Source organism: Curtobacterium sp. MR_MD2014, from assembly GCF_000772085.1.
Classification (GTDB): Bacteria; Actinomycetota; Actinomycetes; order Actinomycetales; family Microbacteriaceae; genus Curtobacterium.
Map to the genome: position 1 here is coordinate 2,249,391 of NZ_CP009755.1, position 17,358 is coordinate 2,266,748.

Annotated in this window: 16 protein-coding genes; 7 read left to right on the forward strand and 9 right to left on the reverse strand. The window is 73.0% G+C overall.

Annotated elements, in window-relative coordinates; translation table 11 throughout:
* The first annotated feature begins 112 nt into the window (after positions 1–112).
* Together NI26_RS10325 and NI26_RS10330 are read left to right on the forward strand one after the other, a co-directional pair.
* Positions 113–1,255, forward strand: coding sequence for a glycosyltransferase family 4 protein (locus NI26_RS10325; RefSeq protein ID WP_066655038.1), 1,143 nt, complete (start codon positions 113–115; stop codon positions 1,253–1,255).
* Between the two features lie 169 nt (positions 1,256–1,424).
* Positions 1,425–2,132, forward strand: a complete 708-nt coding sequence (locus NI26_RS10330) for a hypothetical protein (protein ID WP_066655046.1) — start codon at positions 1,425–1,427, stop codon at positions 2,130–2,132.
* A gap of 18 nt (positions 2,133–2,150) precedes the next feature.
* Here NI26_RS10330 and purE read toward each other — a convergent pair whose 3' ends face one another.
* Positions 2,151–2,663, reverse strand: coding sequence for a 5-(carboxyamino)imidazole ribonucleotide mutase (gene purE, locus NI26_RS10335; RefSeq protein ID WP_400339135.1), 513 nt, complete (start codon positions 2,661–2,663; stop codon positions 2,151–2,153).
* Positions 2,664–2,724: 61 nt separating this feature from the next.
* A complete protein-coding gene (locus tag NI26_RS10340) occupies positions 2,725–3,861 on the reverse strand; it encodes a 5-(carboxyamino)imidazole ribonucleotide synthase (protein ID WP_066655052.1) in 1,137 nt (378 codons plus the stop codon).
* Positions 3,862–3,994: 133 nt separating this feature from the next.
* Here NI26_RS10340 and NI26_RS10345 point away from each other — a divergent pair, with 133 nt between their 5' ends.
* Positions 3,995–4,483, forward strand: coding sequence for a GtrA family protein (locus tag NI26_RS10345; RefSeq protein WP_066655053.1), 489 nt, complete (start codon positions 3,995–3,997; stop codon positions 4,481–4,483).
* A 36-nt stretch (positions 4,484–4,519) separates the two neighbouring features.
* Positions 4,520–6,076 carry a DUF2142 domain-containing protein gene (locus NI26_RS10350; protein WP_081984937.1) on the forward strand — a complete coding sequence of 519 codons (1,557 nt, stop codon included), beginning with the start codon at positions 4,520–4,522 and terminating at the stop codon, positions 6,074–6,076.
* Positions 6,077–6,123: 47 nt separating this feature from the next.
* On the opposite strand, the gene NI26_RS10355 is transcribed toward NI26_RS10350, so the two are convergent.
* Both NI26_RS10355 and NI26_RS10360 read right to left on the reverse strand, forming a co-directional pair.
* Positions 6,124–7,116 carry a lysylphosphatidylglycerol synthase domain-containing protein gene (locus NI26_RS10355; protein WP_066655056.1) on the reverse strand — a complete coding sequence of 331 codons (993 nt, stop codon included), beginning with the start codon at positions 7,114–7,116 and terminating at the stop codon, positions 6,124–6,126.
* On the reverse strand, positions 7,113–8,336 hold the full coding sequence (locus NI26_RS10360) for a polysaccharide pyruvyl transferase family protein (RefSeq protein WP_158407757.1): 1,224 nt from the start codon (positions 8,334–8,336) through the stop codon (positions 7,113–7,115). Before NI26_RS10360 ends, NI26_RS10355 begins: the two co-directional genes overlap by 4 nt.
* 134 nt (positions 8,337–8,470) lie before the next feature.
* On the opposite strand from NI26_RS10360, the gene NI26_RS16590 reads away from it, so the two are divergent.
* Positions 8,471–9,682, forward strand: coding sequence for a glycosyltransferase (locus NI26_RS16590; protein WP_066655060.1), 1,212 nt, complete (start codon positions 8,471–8,473; stop codon positions 9,680–9,682).
* Positions 9,683–9,815: 133 nt separating this feature from the next.
* Here NI26_RS16590 and NI26_RS10370 read toward each other — a convergent pair whose 3' ends face one another.
* From NI26_RS10370 to NI26_RS10380, 3 genes are read right to left on the reverse strand one after another with little or no spacing between them, the layout of a single operon-like run.
* Positions 9,816–11,123, reverse strand: coding sequence for a UDP-glucose dehydrogenase family protein (locus NI26_RS10370; protein WP_066655062.1), 1,308 nt, complete (start codon positions 11,121–11,123; stop codon positions 9,816–9,818).
* Between the two features lie 53 nt (positions 11,124–11,176).
* A complete protein-coding gene (locus NI26_RS10375) occupies positions 11,177–11,725 on the reverse strand; it encodes a PH domain-containing protein (protein WP_066655064.1) in 549 nt (182 codons plus the stop codon).
* A 4-nt stretch (positions 11,726–11,729) separates the two neighbouring features.
* Entirely contained in the window at positions 11,730–12,593 is an 864-nt protein-coding gene (locus NI26_RS10380) for a biotin--[acetyl-CoA-carboxylase] ligase (RefSeq protein ID WP_066655066.1), read from the reverse strand.
* Between the two features lie 74 nt (positions 12,594–12,667).
* On the opposite strand from NI26_RS10380, the gene NI26_RS10385 reads away from it, so the two are divergent.
* Positions 12,668–14,263 carry an acyl-CoA carboxylase subunit beta gene (locus NI26_RS10385; RefSeq protein WP_066655068.1) on the forward strand — a complete coding sequence of 532 codons (1,596 nt, stop codon included), beginning with the start codon at positions 12,668–12,670 and terminating at the stop codon, positions 14,261–14,263.
* On the forward strand, positions 14,263–14,538 hold the full coding sequence (locus tag NI26_RS10390) for an acyl-CoA carboxylase subunit epsilon (protein WP_066655069.1): 276 nt from the start codon (positions 14,263–14,265) through the stop codon (positions 14,536–14,538). Before NI26_RS10385 ends, NI26_RS10390 begins: the two co-directional genes overlap by 1 nt.
* Positions 14,539–15,009: 471 nt before the next feature.
* On the opposite strand, the gene NI26_RS10395 is transcribed toward NI26_RS10390, so the two are convergent.
* Together NI26_RS10395 and NI26_RS10400 are read right to left on the reverse strand one after the other, a co-directional pair.
* Entirely contained in the window at positions 15,010–16,056 is a 1,047-nt protein-coding gene (locus NI26_RS10395; RefSeq protein WP_144411329.1) for a hypothetical protein, read from the reverse strand.
* Positions 16,053–17,354 carry a sensor histidine kinase gene (locus NI26_RS10400; protein ID WP_066655071.1) on the reverse strand — a complete coding sequence of 434 codons (1,302 nt, stop codon included), beginning with the start codon at positions 17,352–17,354 and terminating at the stop codon, positions 16,053–16,055. The genes NI26_RS10395 and NI26_RS10400 overlap by 4 nt, the downstream gene beginning before the upstream one ends.
* Positions 17,355–17,358: the final 4 nt, after the last annotated feature.

A 17,358-nucleotide genomic window follows, 5' to 3' on the forward strand; every position in this document is an offset into this window, starting at 1 on the left:
TCGGTCCGTCCAACCCTAACGAACGACCGTGCCACGACCGAACGCACCCAGGAGCGAGCGGACCCCGCTGGTAGGGTCGGAGCCCGTCCACCAGCACCACGAGGAGCCACCGATGACCACCCTCCGTGTGATCCTCGACCAGGTGATCTCGCCCGTTCCCGGCGGGATCGGGCGGTACGCGGAGGAGCTCACCCGGCAGCTCGTCGCGACGGCACCGCCGGGATGCGACGTGGAGGCCGTCGTGTCCGCAGCGCCGGCCGCCGACCTCGACCGCCTCCGGACCCTGCTCCCCGGACTCGCCGGGTTCGACCGTCTCCCCCTCGGCCGACGCGAGCTCGCCCTCGCGTGGCAGGCCGGGCTGGCCAGAGGGGCTTCTGCCGGCATGGTCCACGCGCCGAGCGTGCTGGCGCCGTTGGTCCGGCACGACCGGTTCCAGGACCCGGGTCACCAGACCGTCGTCACCGTGCACGACGTGGTGCCGTGGACGCACCCCGAGACCCTCACGCCCCGTGGGGTGCACTTCCACAAGTCGATGGTCAAGCGCGCCTGGCGCCACGCGGACGCGGTCGTCGTCCCCACGCACGCCGTGGCAGCCGAACTGAACCGCATCCACCGCTTCGACGAGCGCATCCGGGTCATCGGCGGCGCACCGAGCGGACGACTCGCCGTCCCGCCGGACGCCGACCTGCGCGCCGAACGCCTCGGACTCCCCGAGCGCTACGTGCTCGCCGTCGGCACGCTCGAGCCGCGGAAGGGCCTCGGCCACCTGATCCGGGCCATGGCCCACCCCGCCGCCCCCGCGGACGTCCCCCTCGTCGTGGCAGGCCCGGACGGGTGGGGGGACGTGGACGTCCACGGCACGGCCGAGGCCGCCGGGCTCGCGCCCGATCGGGTCAAGGTGCTCGGGCGCATCGAGGACGCCGACCTTGCCGTCGCCTACGACCGGGCCACGGTCTTCGTGTTCCCCAGCCTCGCCGAGGGCTTCGGTCTGCCGGTCGTCGAGGCAATGTCGTTCGGCACCCCCGTCGTGCACTCGGACGACGCCGCCGTCCGTGAGGTCGCTGCGGACGCCGGCGTGACCGTGGCCCGCCACGACCTCGAGTGCTACCCGGAGCGCCTGGCACAGGCCGTCTTCCAGGTCGTCAACGACCCGGTGCTCGCGTCACGACTCGCCGTCACCGGACCCGACCGGGCACGGATGTTCGACTGGCGGGACTCCGCCGAAGAGGTCTGGCAGCTGCACGCGGACCTCTGACCCCGTCGGGCACGACGACCAGCGGGCACGACGACCGACGGGCACGACGACCAGCCGGCACGACGATGCCTCCGAACCTGGCGCAGCACCGGTCACGGGACTGCACCGATCCTCCGCGCCACCGTGTCGGGCGGACGGATCGTCGCACAGTGCTGCGATCATCACACCCATGACGCGTCCTCACCGTACCTCGGCCATCGTCACCGCGATCGCGCTTGCAGCCGGGCTCGGCACCACCCTCGCATCGTGCTCCCGCGCCGACGACCCTGCACCCTCGACGTCGGCGTCCGCCGCCACCCGGACGCCGAGCACCAGCCCGACGCCCACGCGTTCCGCCCCGGTCCCGGAGCCGGCCGGCACCCCGACGGCGGGCAGCGACACGTCGAGCGCGGGCCCGACCGAGGACGCCCCCGCCGACGGCAGCGGTCAGGGAACGGGCAACGGCAGCGGGGCCGACGCACCGGCCACCGTCGACTGGGCGGCCGTTGCCGAGCAGGGCATCGCCGCCGCCGGCGGCGGGACCGTGATCTCGATCGCCGGCTCCGGGGACGACTGGACGGTCCTGGTGTCCGGTCCGGACGGCGCACGTACCCAGTCCGTGGTGTCGGCCACGCTGGGCCGGGTGACGTCGGGCCCGTTCCCCAAGGACAGCGACGCGGCGACGCGGCAGTCGGACGTGTCCCGGACCGAGGGCCTGCAGGTCACGGCGGACCGCGCGGCCACCTCGGCTCTCGGAGCGGTGCCGGGCAGCACGCTCGTCTCGGTGGTGCTCGGTGGTCCGGCTTCGGCCCCGGTGTGGACCGCGACGACCTCCACCACCGCCGGCACCACGACGGTCAGCGTCGACGGCAGGACGGGCGCCGTCAGCGTGTCCTGAACGGCCGCCCGCGAGCGCTCAGAGCGCCTCGCGCAGGGCGCGTGCCTTCCGCTCGACGACCTGCTCGAGTCCGTCGGCGTACTCCGCGAGGGCCGATCGGACCCCGGCGTCGGTCGTGCCGATGATCCGCGCGGCCAGCAGACCGGCGTTGGCCGCACCGTTGATCGCCATGGTCGCGACCGGGATCCCGGCCGGCATCTGCACGATCGAGAGCAGCGAGTCGAGCCCGTCGAGGCGCGCGAGCTGCACGGGGACCCCGATCACCGGCAGCGTGGTCAACGACGCGACCATGCCCGGCAGGTGCGCCGCTCCACCGGCTCCGGCGATGACGACACGGATGCCCCGGTCGGCTGCGGCACGGGCGAAGTCGACCATCTTGTCGGGCGTCCGGTGCGCCGAGACGACGTCGGCTTCGAACGCGATGCCCAGTTCCCCGAGGATGTCGGCGGCCGCACGCATGGTCGGCCAGTCCGAGTCGGACCCCATGATGATCGAGACGAGCGGTGCGGTGGCGGCGGTGGTGTCGGTCACGGCACGAGCCTAGCGGCGGGTGAGGGCCAGGCGTCCGTCCAGCAGACCGGCGAGGACGCGGTCAGTCGTCGAAGTGCGCTGCCGCGGCGCGGGCGCGGTAGGCGACGTCGTCCACGTCCTCGCCCAGCACCGTGACGTGCCCGACCTTGCGGCCGGGACGAGGGGCCTTGCCGTAGAAGTGGAACCCGGCCTCCGGGAAGTCCGCCAGTGCGGCCGGGTAGCGGGCCGTGAGGTCGCCGTCGGCCGGCCCACCGAGGACGTTGACCATCACGGCCGCCGGCGCGTGCATGCCGGTCGTGCCGAGGGGCAGGTCGAGGACGGCGCGCAGGTGCTGCGCGAACTGGCTCGTCGTCGCCCCGTCGATCGACCAGTGCCCGGTGTTGTGCGGGCGCATCGCGAGTTCGTTCACCAAGATCCGCTCGTCGGCGGTCTGGAACAGCTCGACCGCCAGCACCCCCGTCACGCCGAGCTCCTCGGCGATCCGGACCGCGAGGGACTCCGCCGCGTCCGCCAGTCGTCCCGCGGCGGCCGGCGCCGGCGCGATGACCTCGGCGCAGACGCCGTCCCGCTGCACGGTCTCGACGAGCGGCCAGGCCACGACCTGGCCCGAGGGGCGACGTGCGACGGACTGCGCGAGCTCGCGGGTGAAGGGGACGAGTTCCTCGACGAGCAGGGCCTGCCCGTCGCCGAGCTCGGCGACGGCGGTGAACCAGTCGTCGACGTCGGACGGGTCGGAGACGACACGGACACCCTTGCCGTCGTAGCCGCCACGCGGGGTCTTCACGACGGCGCGTCCGCCGTGGTCGGCCAGGAAGGCGGCGAGGGCGGACCGGTCCTCGACGGCCGCCCAGTCCGGGACGGGGACGCCGAGCTCGCTGAGCCGTCGGCGCATGGTGATCTTGTCCTGCGCGACCGCGAGCGCGTCCGGCCCCGGGTGCACCGCGACGCCCTCGTCGACGAGGCGACGGAGGACGTCCTGCGGGACGTGCTCGTGGTCGAAGGTCACGACGTCGACGCCGCGCGCGAAGGCGAGGACGGTGTCGACGTCGCGGTGGTCGCCCTCGGCCGTGGCGGCGATCGCGGCGGACATCCCGGGCCCCTCGGCGAGGACGCTGATCTCGAGCCCGAGCTCGACGGCGGCGGGGACCATCATCCGCGCCAGTTGTCCCCCACCGATCACTCCGACGTGCAGCGCCATCCTGTGCGTTCCTTCCGCGATTCCGGACCTCGGTCCGCGACCGCTCGACTACAATCCGTCGAGGCCGATCATCGATCTGCCCCGTTCCGACCGCTGGCCGGTCCCGGCCAACTCTACGGAATCAGGAGAGCACGTGCGGCGACTCATCGCACAACTCGCACGCTTCGGCGTGGTCGGGGCGATCGGCTTCGTCGTCGACCTGGGGGTCTTCAACGTCCTCCGTGCCACGGTGCTCTCACCGGACGAGGTGCACAGCGGTCCGTTCTGGGCGAAGGTCGTCTCCACGACGGTCGCGATCTTCGTGAACTGGATCGGCAACCGGTACTGGACGTTCCGGCACCAGCGCCGCTCCGTCGCTGCGAAGGAGGGCTTCGAGTTCGTCGTCGTGTCCCTCGGCGGGATGGTCATCTCGCTCGGCTGCCTGGCGGTCTCGCACTACGCGCTCGGCTTCACCTCGGCACTCGCCGACAACATCTCCGGCAACGTGATCGGGCTGGGGCTCGGCACGATCTTCCGCTTCTGGCTCTACAAGGTGTGGGTGTACCACCCCGACCGGGTCGAGCAGGAGTCCGCCCGGCGCGCGGACGCGACGCCGGAGACGGTCCGCGTCCCCGAGGTCTGAGTCCAGCCGCTCCCGCGCCGTCCGTAGGATGGTCCGGTGACGACGCCCGGACTCCGAGACAGCGCACCGCCCGTCGATCGTGGGGAGCGCGTGGCCGTCGCCGTGGTCACGGTCACGTTCGGGCTCTGGTTGCTCGTGTGGGCGCTGGTCGTCCCCGTGTTCCAGGCTCCTGACGAGACCGCGCACATCGACGCGACGGTGCACCTCGCGACGGGTGCCCCGTGGGTGGCTCCCGGGGAGATGCACGTGCTCAACGCGGTGCAGGCCGCGGCCGCGCAGCAGGCGACCCTGCCCAAGTCCGAGTGGTCGGACTTCGCGGAGCTGCTCGGAGGTGCTCCGGGTGAGTCGAGCACCGTCGACCAGATGACGCAGCACCCGCCCACCGCCTACCTGGTGGGGGCGTTGGTCCTGAAGGCCGTCCACTTCGCCGGCCTCCGGTGGGACCACGCCGTTCTCGTGCTGCGCCTCGTCGACGTGGCGGCGGTCACCCTCCTCCCGCTCCTGACCTGGGCCTCGGTCCGGCGACTCACCCGCTCACCTCGCGCGGGCCTGGTCGGGGCGCTGGCACTGTTCGGCATCCCGCAGCTGGCCTCGATCGCGTCCTCGGTGTCGAACGACGCTCCCGTGATGCTGTTCGCGGCCGTGGTCGCGTGGCTCACGGTCCGCCTGCTGACCGGCGACCACCGCTGGCGGATGACGCTCGCCCTCGGTGTCGTGCTCGGCGGCCTCGTGTGGATCAAGGGGACAGGACTCCCCGCCGTCCCCTTCGCCGCGCTCGTCGTGCTCGTCGCCGGCAGCGGGTTGCTCCCGCTCCGCACCCGACTCGTCCGGACGGTCGTGACGATGGCCGTCACCGCGGGCATCGGCGCCTGGTGGTGGGTCCACAACGTCCTGGCGTACGGGCGGGTGCAGCCGAACGGGTACACCGCGATGCGTCCGCCCAAGGAGTTCCCTCCCGGCGAGCACCCGACGCTGTCGCACTTCCTCGACGTCAGCTGGGGGACGTTGGCCCGGACCTTCTGGGGCAGCCCCGGCATCAAGGCCCAGGTCTCGATCGGTGACGTGCTCACCAGCGTGCTCACCCTCGTCACGCTCGCCGTCGTCGTGGCGTTCGCCTTCCGCAAGGGTCCGGACCGCCGCGCCGTCGTCGTGCTCGCGGTCTTCCCGGCACTGCTCATCGCGATCCAGACCTACACGAGTGCCCACGCCTACCTGACCACGACCGAGGTCGCCGCGACGCAGGGCCGCTACTACTTCCCCGCGATCGTCTGCCTGGTCGCCGTGAGCGCGATCGCGTGGCGGCGGATGGCCGGCGGACCGACTGCGCGGGCCCGGACCGCCGTCGGACTGTCGATCGCGCTGCCGGCGGTCGGGCTCTACGGACTCGGCGTGGTCTCCAGCTGGTTCTGGAACGCCGCGCGGTTCCCCGTCACACCCGCCGGTGTCGAGCGGTACGTGGCGCTCGGACCGGTCCCGCCGTCGGTCGTCGCCGTCCTCGTCGCGCTCGTGCTCGTCGGTCTCGTCGCGACGGTGACCGCGGTGGTGCGCAGCGCAGCGCCGACGCGAGCGCCCGGGGTGATCACGACCGCCTGACCGCCTGCCGACGTCGGAGCCGGTCGACGGGGCCGCCGACCTGCCGGTCAGCGCCCCGGAGCGGGCTCGACCCCGGCCGGGTCGGCCTGGTCCGGTCTCCCCCGCTTCGAGAACCACGTCGGCACAGCGGCGGTGAGCAGGAAGAGGCCGTCGACGGCCAGGCTCCAGACGCGGGTGACGACGACCACGACGAGCGCGATCGGTCCCGGCATCACGAGGCCGAGGAGGAGCGCCTGGACGCCCTCGCGCACACCGAGCCCGCCCGGGGCGAACACGGCGAGCATGCTGATCGCGGACGCCATGCTGGCCGCCCCGATCACGAACGCCGCGTCCGCGGGACGCAGGGACGGGTAGACGGCGAGCGTGATGAAGTAGTACGCACTCCCCGAGAGCACGGCGCCGGCGACGTAGAGCCCGGCACCTCCGAGCACGGTGCCGAGGCTCGGCGCGACGTCGGCGTCGAGCGGCGGGCGGCGGAGGATCCGCAACGCCGTGCTGATGAGGAACACGAACACTCTCGGCACGAGGCAGACCACGCAGCCGATGAAGGCGACGACCATGAGCGCGATGATCCAGGGGTCGAGCGTGTGCGTCCGCGGATCGATCAGCAGGAGCACGAGCGCCAGCGCCAGCGTCGCGGCGATCTGCAGGGCGCCCTCGAGCAGCCCGCTCACCCCCAGTCGCGCGCGGGAGACGCCGTGCTTCGAGGCGAAGTAGACCTTACCGATGATCCAGGTCGCGGCTCCCGGGATGTAGCGGCCCATCCACGACTTGGCGTAGACGAAGGTCAGCGCGACACCGCTCCCCCGCAGGCCGGTCGCGCCGAGGCGCCTGAGCAGGAAGAACCAGATGCCGACGCCCCAGTACCGGAAGCCGAGGCTGATGACCGTCGCCACGGCGACCCACCACCAGTTCCAGCGGATACCGGCGAGCTGCCCCCAGTCGACGCTGCGGACGTAGAGGAAGAGGAACACCGCGAGCAGGACGTAGAAGGCGATGGGCACCGCCCGTCGCAGGACCCGCTTCGTCGTCGGGCTCACCGCACGCCCTCGGTTCCGCGGGCGAAGTCCGTGTGCAGGGCACCGGTCATGCGCTCCACACCGGCGGCGAGGTCCGCGACCACACGATCACGGTGCTCGTCGAGGTCCTCGAGCGACGCGACGACGTCGGCGACGAAGGTCGGCTCCAGAGCGTCCTCGATCGGGCGGGCGTACCGCTGCTGGCCGATCTGCTCGAAGAAGAGCCGCCCCTTGTCGACGTAGTACAGCACCGTGGCCGGCACGCCCGCGATCGTCGCCACGATCGCCGAGTGGAGACGGCTCGCGATGAAGAGCCGACTCCGCGACATCAGGCCGGCGTACTCGGCGGGCGAGAACTCGTCGGCCTCGACGACGTGCGCTCGGACGCCGTGGCGCATCTGGGCGATGACCTCGCGCGCGAACGCGGCGTCGCCCTCGGAGGCCTCCATGTGCATGGGGTAGAAGACGACGTCGACGTCCCACCGTTCGACGACCGTGTCGACGAGCTCCGCGAGCGCCGCACGGTAGGTCACGAGGTCGGCGGACTCGACGTGCGACCGACGCAGCGCCTTCGGGATGAAGCGGAACGGGATCCAGCCGCTGCGCTTGTAGTGGAACCAGCGTCGGACGCCGATGCCGACCGACCCGTCGAGCTGCTCCGCCGACAGGCCGGTGGTCCGCTGGAGCCGCGCGAGCACGTCCGCGTCCGGTGCGGTCACGGTGCCGACCACCGCGGGGTCGAAGGAGGCGATGACGGGCGTCCGGACACCCCACGAACGCAGCTTCTCCCGCGACTCCTCGTCGCGGACGATGAAGACCTCGGTGAGGTCCACCGTCGCTCGGATCAGCCGCTTGCTGATGCCGGCGGAGGTCGGGCCGATGCCCTGGAACGCCCCGACGACGTGCCGGTTGACCGCACGGACGAGCACGAACTTCAGCAGCCAGTAGACCAGGCCGAGCTTGTTCGTGTAGTCCTTGAGGATCTCGCCACCGCCCCAGAGGACGACGTCCGCGGTCCGGGCAGCCCGGAGCAGGCGGAAGAGGTCGCCGATCCCGGTGCTGTACGGCGACATCGGGAGGAACCGGATGCCGAACCAGGCTCCGTCGCGCTCGGGGTACTGCGACAGCGACACGATCTCGGAGCCCGGCCACCGCCGGCGGGCGAGCTCGATGTTCCCCGCGAGGATCGCCCGGTCCCCTCGGTTGTGGGGCGAATCGCTATTGTGGATGAGTACGCGCACGGGTCTCCTGCTCCGGTCCTGCCGGCCTGCGCAGCGGTCGCACCGCGGGCCCCGAGCAGCGTACCAACCCGCGCGGCGTCCCCGATCGAACGGGACCCGTCCGCCGAACGACCGTCCACCCGGAAGGCACCCCCTTGCCCGCACCCGTCCGCCCCAGCACCGGTCGTCCCCGCCTGCTCGTGCTCGCATCCACCTTCCCCGCCCACCCCGACGACGGCGTCCCCGCCTTCGTGCTGGACCTGGCACGGCAGGAAGCGGTCGAGTTCGACACCGCGGTGCTGACACCGCGGGTCGCCGGCGCCGCCCGCTCGGAGACGATCGACGGCGTCCGGGTGCGTCGGTTCGCCTACTTCCCGCGGCGCTTCGAGGACCTGGCCGACGGAGCGATCCTGGACAACCTCAAGGCCGACCGGAAGCGTCTCCTCCAGGTGCCGGCACTCCTCGCGGCGCAGTTCCTCGCGGTGTGTCGAGCCGTCCGTGCCGCACGTCCCGACGTGATCCACGCGCACTGGGCGATCCCCCAGGGACTCGTCGCGGCACTGGCGGCGCCCGGGGTGCCCCTCGTCGTCACGACGCACGGCGGCGACGTCTACGCGCTCCGCGCCGCGCCGCTGGTCCGGCTGAAGCGCTGGGTGTTCGGGCGTTCGGCGCACGTGACCACCGTCAACGACGAGATGCGGGCCCGCCTGACGGAGTGGGGTGTCGACCCTGCCCGGTCGAGCATCGTCCCGATGGGTGTCGACCTCGCGCCCGCGGTCGCGGCCAGGGCGACCACCGTCCGGCGGCCCGGGCACGTGGTGGCCGTCGGCCGGCTGGTGGAGAAGAAGGGCTTCGGGAACCTCGTCGAGGCACTCCGCGGCCTCGAGGGCGTCGACTGGTCGTTGACCGTCGTCGGCGACGGCCCGTGGCGCGAGCGCCTCGAACGACAGGCCGCGGGGCTGCCGGTCACCTTCGTCGGGCAGCGCGGCAAGAGCGAGGTGCTCGCCACCCTGGCGTCCGCCACCGTCGTGGCCCTGCCGTCCGTACCGGCCGCGAACGGCGACCAGGAGGGACTCCCGGTGACGCTCCTCGAGGCGGCGGCGGTCGGCGCGGCGATCGTGGCCAGCGACCTCCCGGGCATCCGGGACGTCGTCCGTGACGACGTCTCGGGTCTGCTCGTGGAGCCCGGCGACGTCGACGCGCTGCGCGCCGCCCTCGTGCGCGCGCTCACGGACGCCGACGCCCGGGAGCGCCACCAGGCCGGAGCGACGACCGCTGCGGCCGAGTACGCGACCGAGCGCATCGGCTCCCGTTACCGGGACGTCCTCCGCGCGGCCGTCGAGCGCCGCACCCCGCACCGGGGCTGAACGTCACCGGCCGGGTCCGCCCCGCCCGGAGACGACCGACAGCCGCTCCCGGTGAGGGGAACGGCGCCCGGAGACGACGGACGGCCGTTCCCGGTGAGGGGAACGGCCGTCCGTCGTCAGCGTGGTCGGAGCGCTAGCGCCCCATGCCCCGGTAGGTGAAGCCCGCGGCGGTCCAGGCCTCGCGGTCGAGGCAGTTGCGCCCGTCGACCACGACCGGCGACGCGACGAGCGAGGCGACCTCGGCCGCGTCGAGCGCACGGAACACCGACCACTCGGTCAGCACGAGCACGATGTCCGCGCCGGTGACCGCCTCGGTCGGCGATCCGACGTACTCGAGCTCCGGGTGCAGCTGACGTGCGGTCTCGATCGCCTCCGGGTCGTACGCCGCCACCGACGCACCGAGCCCGAGCAGGCGTGCCGCGATGTCGAGCGCCGGGGAGTCGCGGACGTCGTCCGAGTTCGGCTTGAAGGCCAGGCCCAGCACGGCGACGCGCTTCCCGGTGACCGTCCCACCGAGCATCTCCGTGGCGAGGTCGACCGCGTGCGCGCGTCGACGGAGGTTGGTGGCGTCCACGTCGGCCAGGAAGGCGAGGGACTCCCCCACGCCCAGCTCGTCGGCGCGGGCCTGGAACGCGCGGATGTCCTTCGGCAGGCAGCCGCCGCCGAAGCCGAGACCGGCGTTGAGGAACTTCCGACCGATCCGGTCGTCGTGCCCGATCGCGTCGGCGAGCGCCGTGACGTCGGCGCCGGCGACCTCGGCGATCTCGGCCATCGAGTTGATGAACGAGATCTTCGTCGCGAGGAACGCGTTCGCGCTGATCTTCACGAGCTCCGCCGTGGGCAGGTTCACCACGAGGCGGGGCGTCCCCGCGGCGAGCGCCTGCGCGTACACCTCGTCGAGGGCCGCGACGGCACGCTCGCCGGCCTCGCCCTCCGGGACGCCGTAGACGAAGCGGTCGGGCGAGATGGTGTCCTGCACGGCGAAGCCCTCGCGGAGGAACTCCGGGTTCCACACCAGGGTCGCACCGGGGACCGCCGCCTCGACCTCGGCGGCCAGGCGCGCGGCGGTGCCGACCGGGACGGTCGACTTGCCCACGACGAACTCACCGGCCGACAGGTGCGGCGTGAGCGAGGCGACCGCGGCGTCGACGTACCGCATGTCCGCGGCACCGGTGGGACCCTGCGGGGTGCCGACCGCGAGGAAGTGCACGGCGGACCCGGCGACCTCGGCCATCTCGGTGGTGAAGCGGATGCGACCGGACGCCAGGGCCTCGGTCAGGATCTCGGGCAGCCCGGGCTCGAAGAAGGGGGCCTCGCCGGCGGCGAGACGCTCGATCTTGGTCGGGTCGACGTCGACCGCGACGACCTCGTGTCCGAGCTTGGCCATGGAAGCGGCGTGCACGGCACCGAGGTACCCGCAGCCGATGACGGAGATACGCACGGGACGACGCTACCGGGTAACGAGGAAGACTCCCACTCCGGGCGCTCGGCACCTCACCGACCGGGGTCGCCCCAGGCGGGTCGCGAGGGTCCCCCGACGATCTCGTCCCAGTCCGGCTCGCGGTGCCGTCGGCGGGCCTCGTGCGCCTCGACCAGGTCGTGCAGCACGGCCACCACGAGGTCGGCGTGCGGGACGTCGGCGAGCACCACGGGCGTGTCCTCGCCGGGGAAGACGAGCACGTCACCGGACCGCCACACCCCCTGCAGGCCGCGGCGCCGCACCGTGACGTCGTACCCGCGGGAGTGCAGGAGCTCGCGACGGGTCCGGGTGCCGAGACCACGGACCACCACGAGCCGCCGGGTCGTCACCACGTACCGCTCGGACATCCACCGCAGCAGCGGGACGAGGCCGCCGAGGACGACGAGCAGGACCGTCAGTCCGGCGACGACCGCGTTCAACCACGCGAGGTGTGCGCGGAACACGCCGAAGCCGAAGCCCCCTGCCAGTGCGACGACCACGACGAAGACGGCCGGACGGACGAGTCGGCGCGCGTGCGGCCGCAGCCGCGCGACCACGCGTTCGGGCGGCGGCTCGGCGGTCATGCCGTCATGCATAGCGCAGGTGGGTGAGGTCCCCCACCGCGACGCCCCTGGTTCGGCCGTCCCGATCCCGGATCGTGATGCGACCGTCGTCGTCGATGCCGGTGGCGTCGACCTCGTCGACGGTGCCGTCGGGCAGTTCCAGACGGACCCGGCGACCGATCGTGCCGCACGCTGCGCGGACGTGTGACCGGACGGCTCCGGCGGCCGCACCCCCGTCCACCAGCGCACGCACCGCCTCCAGGACGGCCGTCGTCCAGGTGGACAGCACCGCGTCCGCCAGGCCGTCGGCGTCACCGGTCGCACCGGCGACCGCCAACGACGTCGCGGTGGGAGTCGGCAGGGCGTCCTCCGGGATCGTCAGGTTCACGCCGGCGCCGACGACGACGCTGCCGTCGGCGGCGACCTGGCAGAGGATGCCGCACACCTTGCGTCCGTCGACGAGCACGTCGTTCGGCCACTTCACCAGGACACGCGGCTCCGGCACGGGCGTCGCGTCGTCGGCGTCGGCGGCCGGACGGGAGGCCCTGGTCGCCGCGTCGACGTCGCCCAGCACGGCGGACACCGCGTCGCGCATCGCGGCGCCGGCGACCAGGGGCAGCCACCCGCGGTCGCGGTCGGCCAGGTCGGCGCGGACGAGCAGGCTCACCGCGAGCGTCTGCCCGGTCGGCGCGCTCCACGACCGGTCGAGCCGCCCGCGCCCCGCCGTCTGGTCGAGCGTGACCACGGCGCTGCCGTGCGCCCGACCGGGAGCGACGTCCAGCAGGTCGGCGTTCGTGGAGCCGGTGCGCCCGACGGCGTCGAACACCCCACCGGCGGCCTCGACGACGGCACGGGCACGCGGCAGGACCGGCGGGACGGGTGTGGACATGCACGCAAATCTACGGGCAGGAACCGTGGGGGTCCTCCAACCGGCCCCGCCGTGGCCGCCGGTAGGGTGAGCGGGTGACCACAGGAGACACCCCCGACCTCTCGACCACGGCCGGTCGCCTCGCGGACCTGCGCGACCGCTACCACGAGGCCGTGACCGCCGCGGGCGAGGCCGCCATCGCGAAGCAGCACGCGAAGGGCAAGGGCACCGCCCGCGAGCGCATCGAGCAGCTCCTCGACGAGAACTCGTTCGTCGAGTTCGACGAGTTCGTCCGCCACCGCACGACGTCGTTCGGCATGGACGCCAAGCGCCCCTACGGCGACGCCGTCGTGACCGGCGTCGGCACGATCCACGGCCGCAACGTCGCGGTCTACGCGCAGGACTTCACCGTCTTCGGTGGCTCCCTCGGCGAGGTCGCCGGCGAGAAGATCGTCAAGGTGATGCAGCACGCACTGAAGACGGGTGTGCCGATCATCGGCATCCTCGACTCCGGCGGCGCCCGGATCCAGGAGGGCGTCGTCGCCCTGGGCAAGTACGGCGAGATCTTCCGCCTGAACACCCAGGCCTCCGGGGTCATCCCGCAGATCTCCATCGTGATGGGGCCGGCAGCCGGTGGTGCGGTGTACTCCCCCGCGCTCACCGACTTCGTCATCATGGTGGACAAGACGAGCCACATGTTCGTCACCGGTCCGGACGTCATCAAGACCGTCACCGGCGAGGACGTCGGCTTCGAGGAGCTCGGCGGCGCACAGACGCACAACGCCGTCTCGGGCGTCGCGCACTACCTGGCCGAGGACGAGACCGACGCGCTCGACTACGCGCGCTCCCTCGTCGGCTTCCTGCCGGACAACAACCTGTCCGACCCGCCGGCCTACGACGTCGCCCCGGAACTCGAGACGACCGACGCCGACCACGAGCTCGACGTCGTCATCCCCGACTCGACGAACCAGCCGTACGACGTCACGACGATCGTCGAGCACATCGTCGACGACGGTGAGTTCCTCGAGGTCCAGCCGCTCTTCGCCCCGAACATCATGGTCGGCTTCGGCCGCGTCGAGGGCCGCACCGTCGGCATCATCGCGAACCAGCCGCAGGCGATGGCCGGGACGCTGAACATCGACGCCGGCGAGAAGGCGGCCCGCTTCGTGCGGTTCTGCGACGCGTTCGGCATCCCGATCCTGACCCTCGTCGACGTCCCCGGCTACCTGCCCGGCACCGACCAGGAGTGGACCGGCGTGATCCGGCGCGGCGCGAAGCTGCTGTACGCGTACGCCGAGGCGACCGTCCCGCTCGTCACCGTCATCACGCGGAAGGCCTACGGCGGCGCGTACATCGTGATGGGCTCGAAGCAGCTCGGTGCGGACATCAACCTGGCGTGGCCGACGGCCGAGATCGCGGTGATGGGCGGCCAGGGTGCGGTCAACATCCTGTACCGGGCCGAGATCAAGCGCGCGGAGGAGGCGGGCGAGGACGTCGCCGCGGTGCGCACCAGGCTCGCGAACGAGTACACCTACAACGTGGCGTCGCCGTACCTGGCGGCCGAGCGTGGCGAGCTCGACGGCATCATCCAGCCGCACGCGACCCGGGTCTCGGTGATCAAGGCGCTGCGGGCGCTGCGCGGGAAGCGCGCGTCGCTGCCGCCGAAGAAGCACGGGAACATCCCGCTCTGATGGGACGACACGCAGCACACCTCCCGGCGGACGCCGCGGTGCCGGCCGCGGCGGACGGCCCGGTCGGCGCCGACGTCCGGGTCGTCGCGGGCGATCCCTCGCCGGAGGAGCTGGCGGCCGTCGTCGCCGTGCTCCAGCGGCAGGCCGACGAGGTCGCCGCCACCGGTCGCGCCGAGGTCACCGAGTCACCACGGACCGGGTGGGACGCGTCCGCCCGTGGCCTCCGCCGGCCGCTCGAGCACGGCTCCGGCGCCTGGGCCCGCTCGTTGCGCTGACCGACGGGCTGCGAGCGGCACGCCGCACGTCCCTCGACGGACCCCCGCCGTTCCCCGGCGGGGGTCTTGCGCGTCCGGGGGTACCGGCGGCACGATGTACCCCTGTCGCACCGCGCGACCCGGTCGTCGACCTCGGGTTGCGGGGTGCAATTCCCGGTCGGTCTCCCCTCGGCCGGGGGACACATCGACCGCGGAACCACCGGGAGGGCGTGGTTTGTCCCCCATAATGACGACTGACACGGCTTCGCGCAGCGGGCATAGTTGTCTGTGTTCGGTGTCCTTCCCAGAAGAACATCGTTGGTCGGTGGCCGACTAGGGTACGACGCCTCCGACCAGCTGCGAGCCAGGGCGACATTCGGGTTGTCGCTCAGGCTCGGGTCGTGAACGGGCCGGCCCCTCGGGACCGGCCCGTTCCCCGTTCCCAGGGGTCTTCCGCGCGCGTCTCGCTGGACGGCGGCTGTCGGTGCCGCCTCAGACCGTCGCGCGGCGCGGGATCTCGGTCCAGAGCACCACCGAGTCGTCCTCGTCGCCGTCGTCGTCCGATCCGACGCCGAGCGCCGCGGACTCGCTCGCCGCGGTGTCCAGTCGCAGCCCGACGATGGTGACCGCCGCCTCCGACCCCTCGGCCACCGTCCGGACGATCACGTTGTCCGCCTCGCGGGCTCGGCGCAGCGCACCGGCGATCTCGGCGTGCACCCGGCGGAGCTCGTCGATCTCCAGGTCGTCGAGGCCGCCGTCGTCGTGCAGCTGCACCGTGGCCCCACGTCGCCGCAGGCGCATGACCTCGTCACGGACGTCGTCGGACAGCAGCGATCGTCCGCGGATCTCGTCGCGGATCGCCTGCTCGAGGTGCAGGCACTCGGCCCGCTCGGCGTCGGTCAGGTCCCCGCCCCGGTCGATCACCTGCTGCAGCATCGGCAGCGCCATCCGGGTGGTCTGGCTCAGGCGGAACTGCCGTTCGAACACGTGGGCGTCCTGCGCGGCCTGCCAGTCCGCGGTCTCCTGCTCGGCACGGATGAAGTCGCGCGTGGTGCGGGTCGCCCGGTCCATCGCGACGGCGAAGCCGGTGGCGACGGCGACCCACGTCAGGTTGCCGACCAGTCCGAGCGCCCCGAAGGCACCCGGTCCTGCCCAGACCACACCGAAGACCGTGACGAAGCCGACGCCGACCCACGCGAAGGCGCGGCGGCCCCGCACGACGAGCACGACCATGAGCGTGCCGACCGCGGCGACCCACCAGGTGATCGAGTCGTCCTTCACCGTCAGGTCGACGACGGGGGCGGCGATGACCGGCATGACCAGCGCGGTGGCGAGCGAGAAGCACGCCGCCCAGACCGGGAGGGTCCGACCGGGCAGGAAGATCGCGACGGCACTCGCGGCGGCGTAGAGCGCCATGCACGTGAGCACCGGACCGACGTCACGGACGAACGGGAACGACGCCACGCCCAGTACGAGGTGGAAGACGGAGAACAGCGCGGCGAGCCCGATGGCGATCCTCGCCGGCAGGGACACCCTCATGCGGACACCTCCGGGTGCCACTCGAGGCGGACCCGCGTACCCGCCCCGGGGTTGCTCGCGACCACCGCCGTGCCGCCCACGGCCTGCACCCGCTCGATGATCGAGCGGCGGACGCCGAGCCTCGCGGCAGGGACGGCAGCGAGGTCGAACCCGGCGCCGTCGTCACCGACCTCGACGTGCACGGCGCCACCACGTTGCTCGACACGGACCCACCGCTCGACCCCTGCCCCGCCGGCGTGCTGCACGCTGTTGACGCACGCCTGCAACGCCGCGGATGCGAGCGCGTCCGCGATCGTCGCCGGGATGCGCAGCCCGCCGACCGGGGCGTCCCGCAGCCGGACGGGAGCGGCGAGCGCTCCGACGGCGTCGGTGATGCGGACGCGGAGGTCGTGCACCGTCACGGGCGGGGCCTCCCCCGGCAGGTCGGCTGCAGCGGCGCCGAGGTGGTCGATGGCGTTGCGCGCCATGCGGGCGGCGAGGGCCTTCGCCTCGGGCGTGTCCGCGCGTGCCGCCGAGAGCAGCGTGGTCAGGACGCTGTCGTGGACGATCGCGTCGACCTGCACCCGCTCGACCTCGGTCGCGTGCTCGCGGATCGCGAGCGAGTAGCGCCGCACCGCGGTGGCCTGTGCGGCGTCCACCGCAGCGGCGGCCCGACGGAGGAGCACGGCGATGACGAGGACCGCTCCGCTGAGGATCGCCGAGTACACGCCCTGGAGCACCGCGCTGGCCCCGGCGTCGCCACCGAGCGGCGTGAGGCGCACGACGACGTAGACGGCGGGCACGAGCGCGGTGTAGACGGTCGCGCGCCACGGTGCGAAGCCCATCGCCGCCGCCGTCGACCCCACGGTGAGGAACCACCACGGCCAGGGGTACTGACCGTCCGGGATCGGCTCGCGGACGGTGAGCGGCCACGTGACGAGCACGACGAGGAACAGCAGCGCGCACACGATCTGGGCGACCTGCGCGAACCGCTGCGCGAACGCGGACACCCCGACCGCCACGAACGACGCGCCGAGGACCGCCGCGGCGACCGGGCCCCACACGGGATCGAGCCACGTCAGCTGCCGCACGACGGCGGGCGCGTAGACCGCGCCGTACCCGACCGCGGCGACCGCGATGAGGATCGCGAAGAGTCGTTCGACCGATGCCTGCGTCAGCGCGGGTCGCACACCGCGCAGGGGGTCGACGCCGAACGGTGCCGCCTCGGTCGGCGCGACGTCGTCCGTCGCGGAGCCCGACCCGTCGGGCGCCCCGGCCGGGACACCCGCCGACCGTGCCGGTCCGGCCGTGGTGGCCATCGGG

Coding starts and splice junctions, on each gene's coding strand:
- NI26_RS10325 (WP_066655038.1), top strand. CDS start 113: ATGACCACCCTCCGTGTGATCCTCGACCAGGTGATCTCGCCCGTTCCC.
- NI26_RS10330 (WP_066655046.1), top strand. CDS start 1,425: ATGACGCGTCCTCACCGTACCTCGGCCATCGTCACCGCGATCGCGCTT.
- NI26_RS10340 (WP_066655052.1), bottom strand. CDS start 3,861: ATGGCGCTGCACGTCGGAGTGATCGGTGGGGGACAACTGGCGCGGATG.
- NI26_RS10375 (WP_066655064.1), bottom strand. CDS start 11,725: ATGACCGCCGAGCCGCCGCCCGAACGCGTGGTCGCGCGGCTGCGGCCG.
- NI26_RS10380 (WP_066655066.1), bottom strand. CDS start 12,593: ATGTCCACACCCGTCCCGCCGGTCCTGCCGCGTGCCCGTGCCGTCGTC.
- NI26_RS10390 (WP_066655069.1), top strand. CDS start 14,263: ATGGGACGACACGCAGCACACCTCCCGGCGGACGCCGCGGTGCCGGCC.
- NI26_RS10395 (WP_144411329.1), bottom strand. CDS start 16,056: ATGAGGGTGTCCCTGCCGGCGAGGATCGCCATCGGGCTCGCCGCGCTG.
- NI26_RS10400 (WP_066655071.1), bottom strand. CDS start 17,354: ATGGCCACCACGGCCGGACCGGCACGGTCGGCGGGTGTCCCGGCCGGG.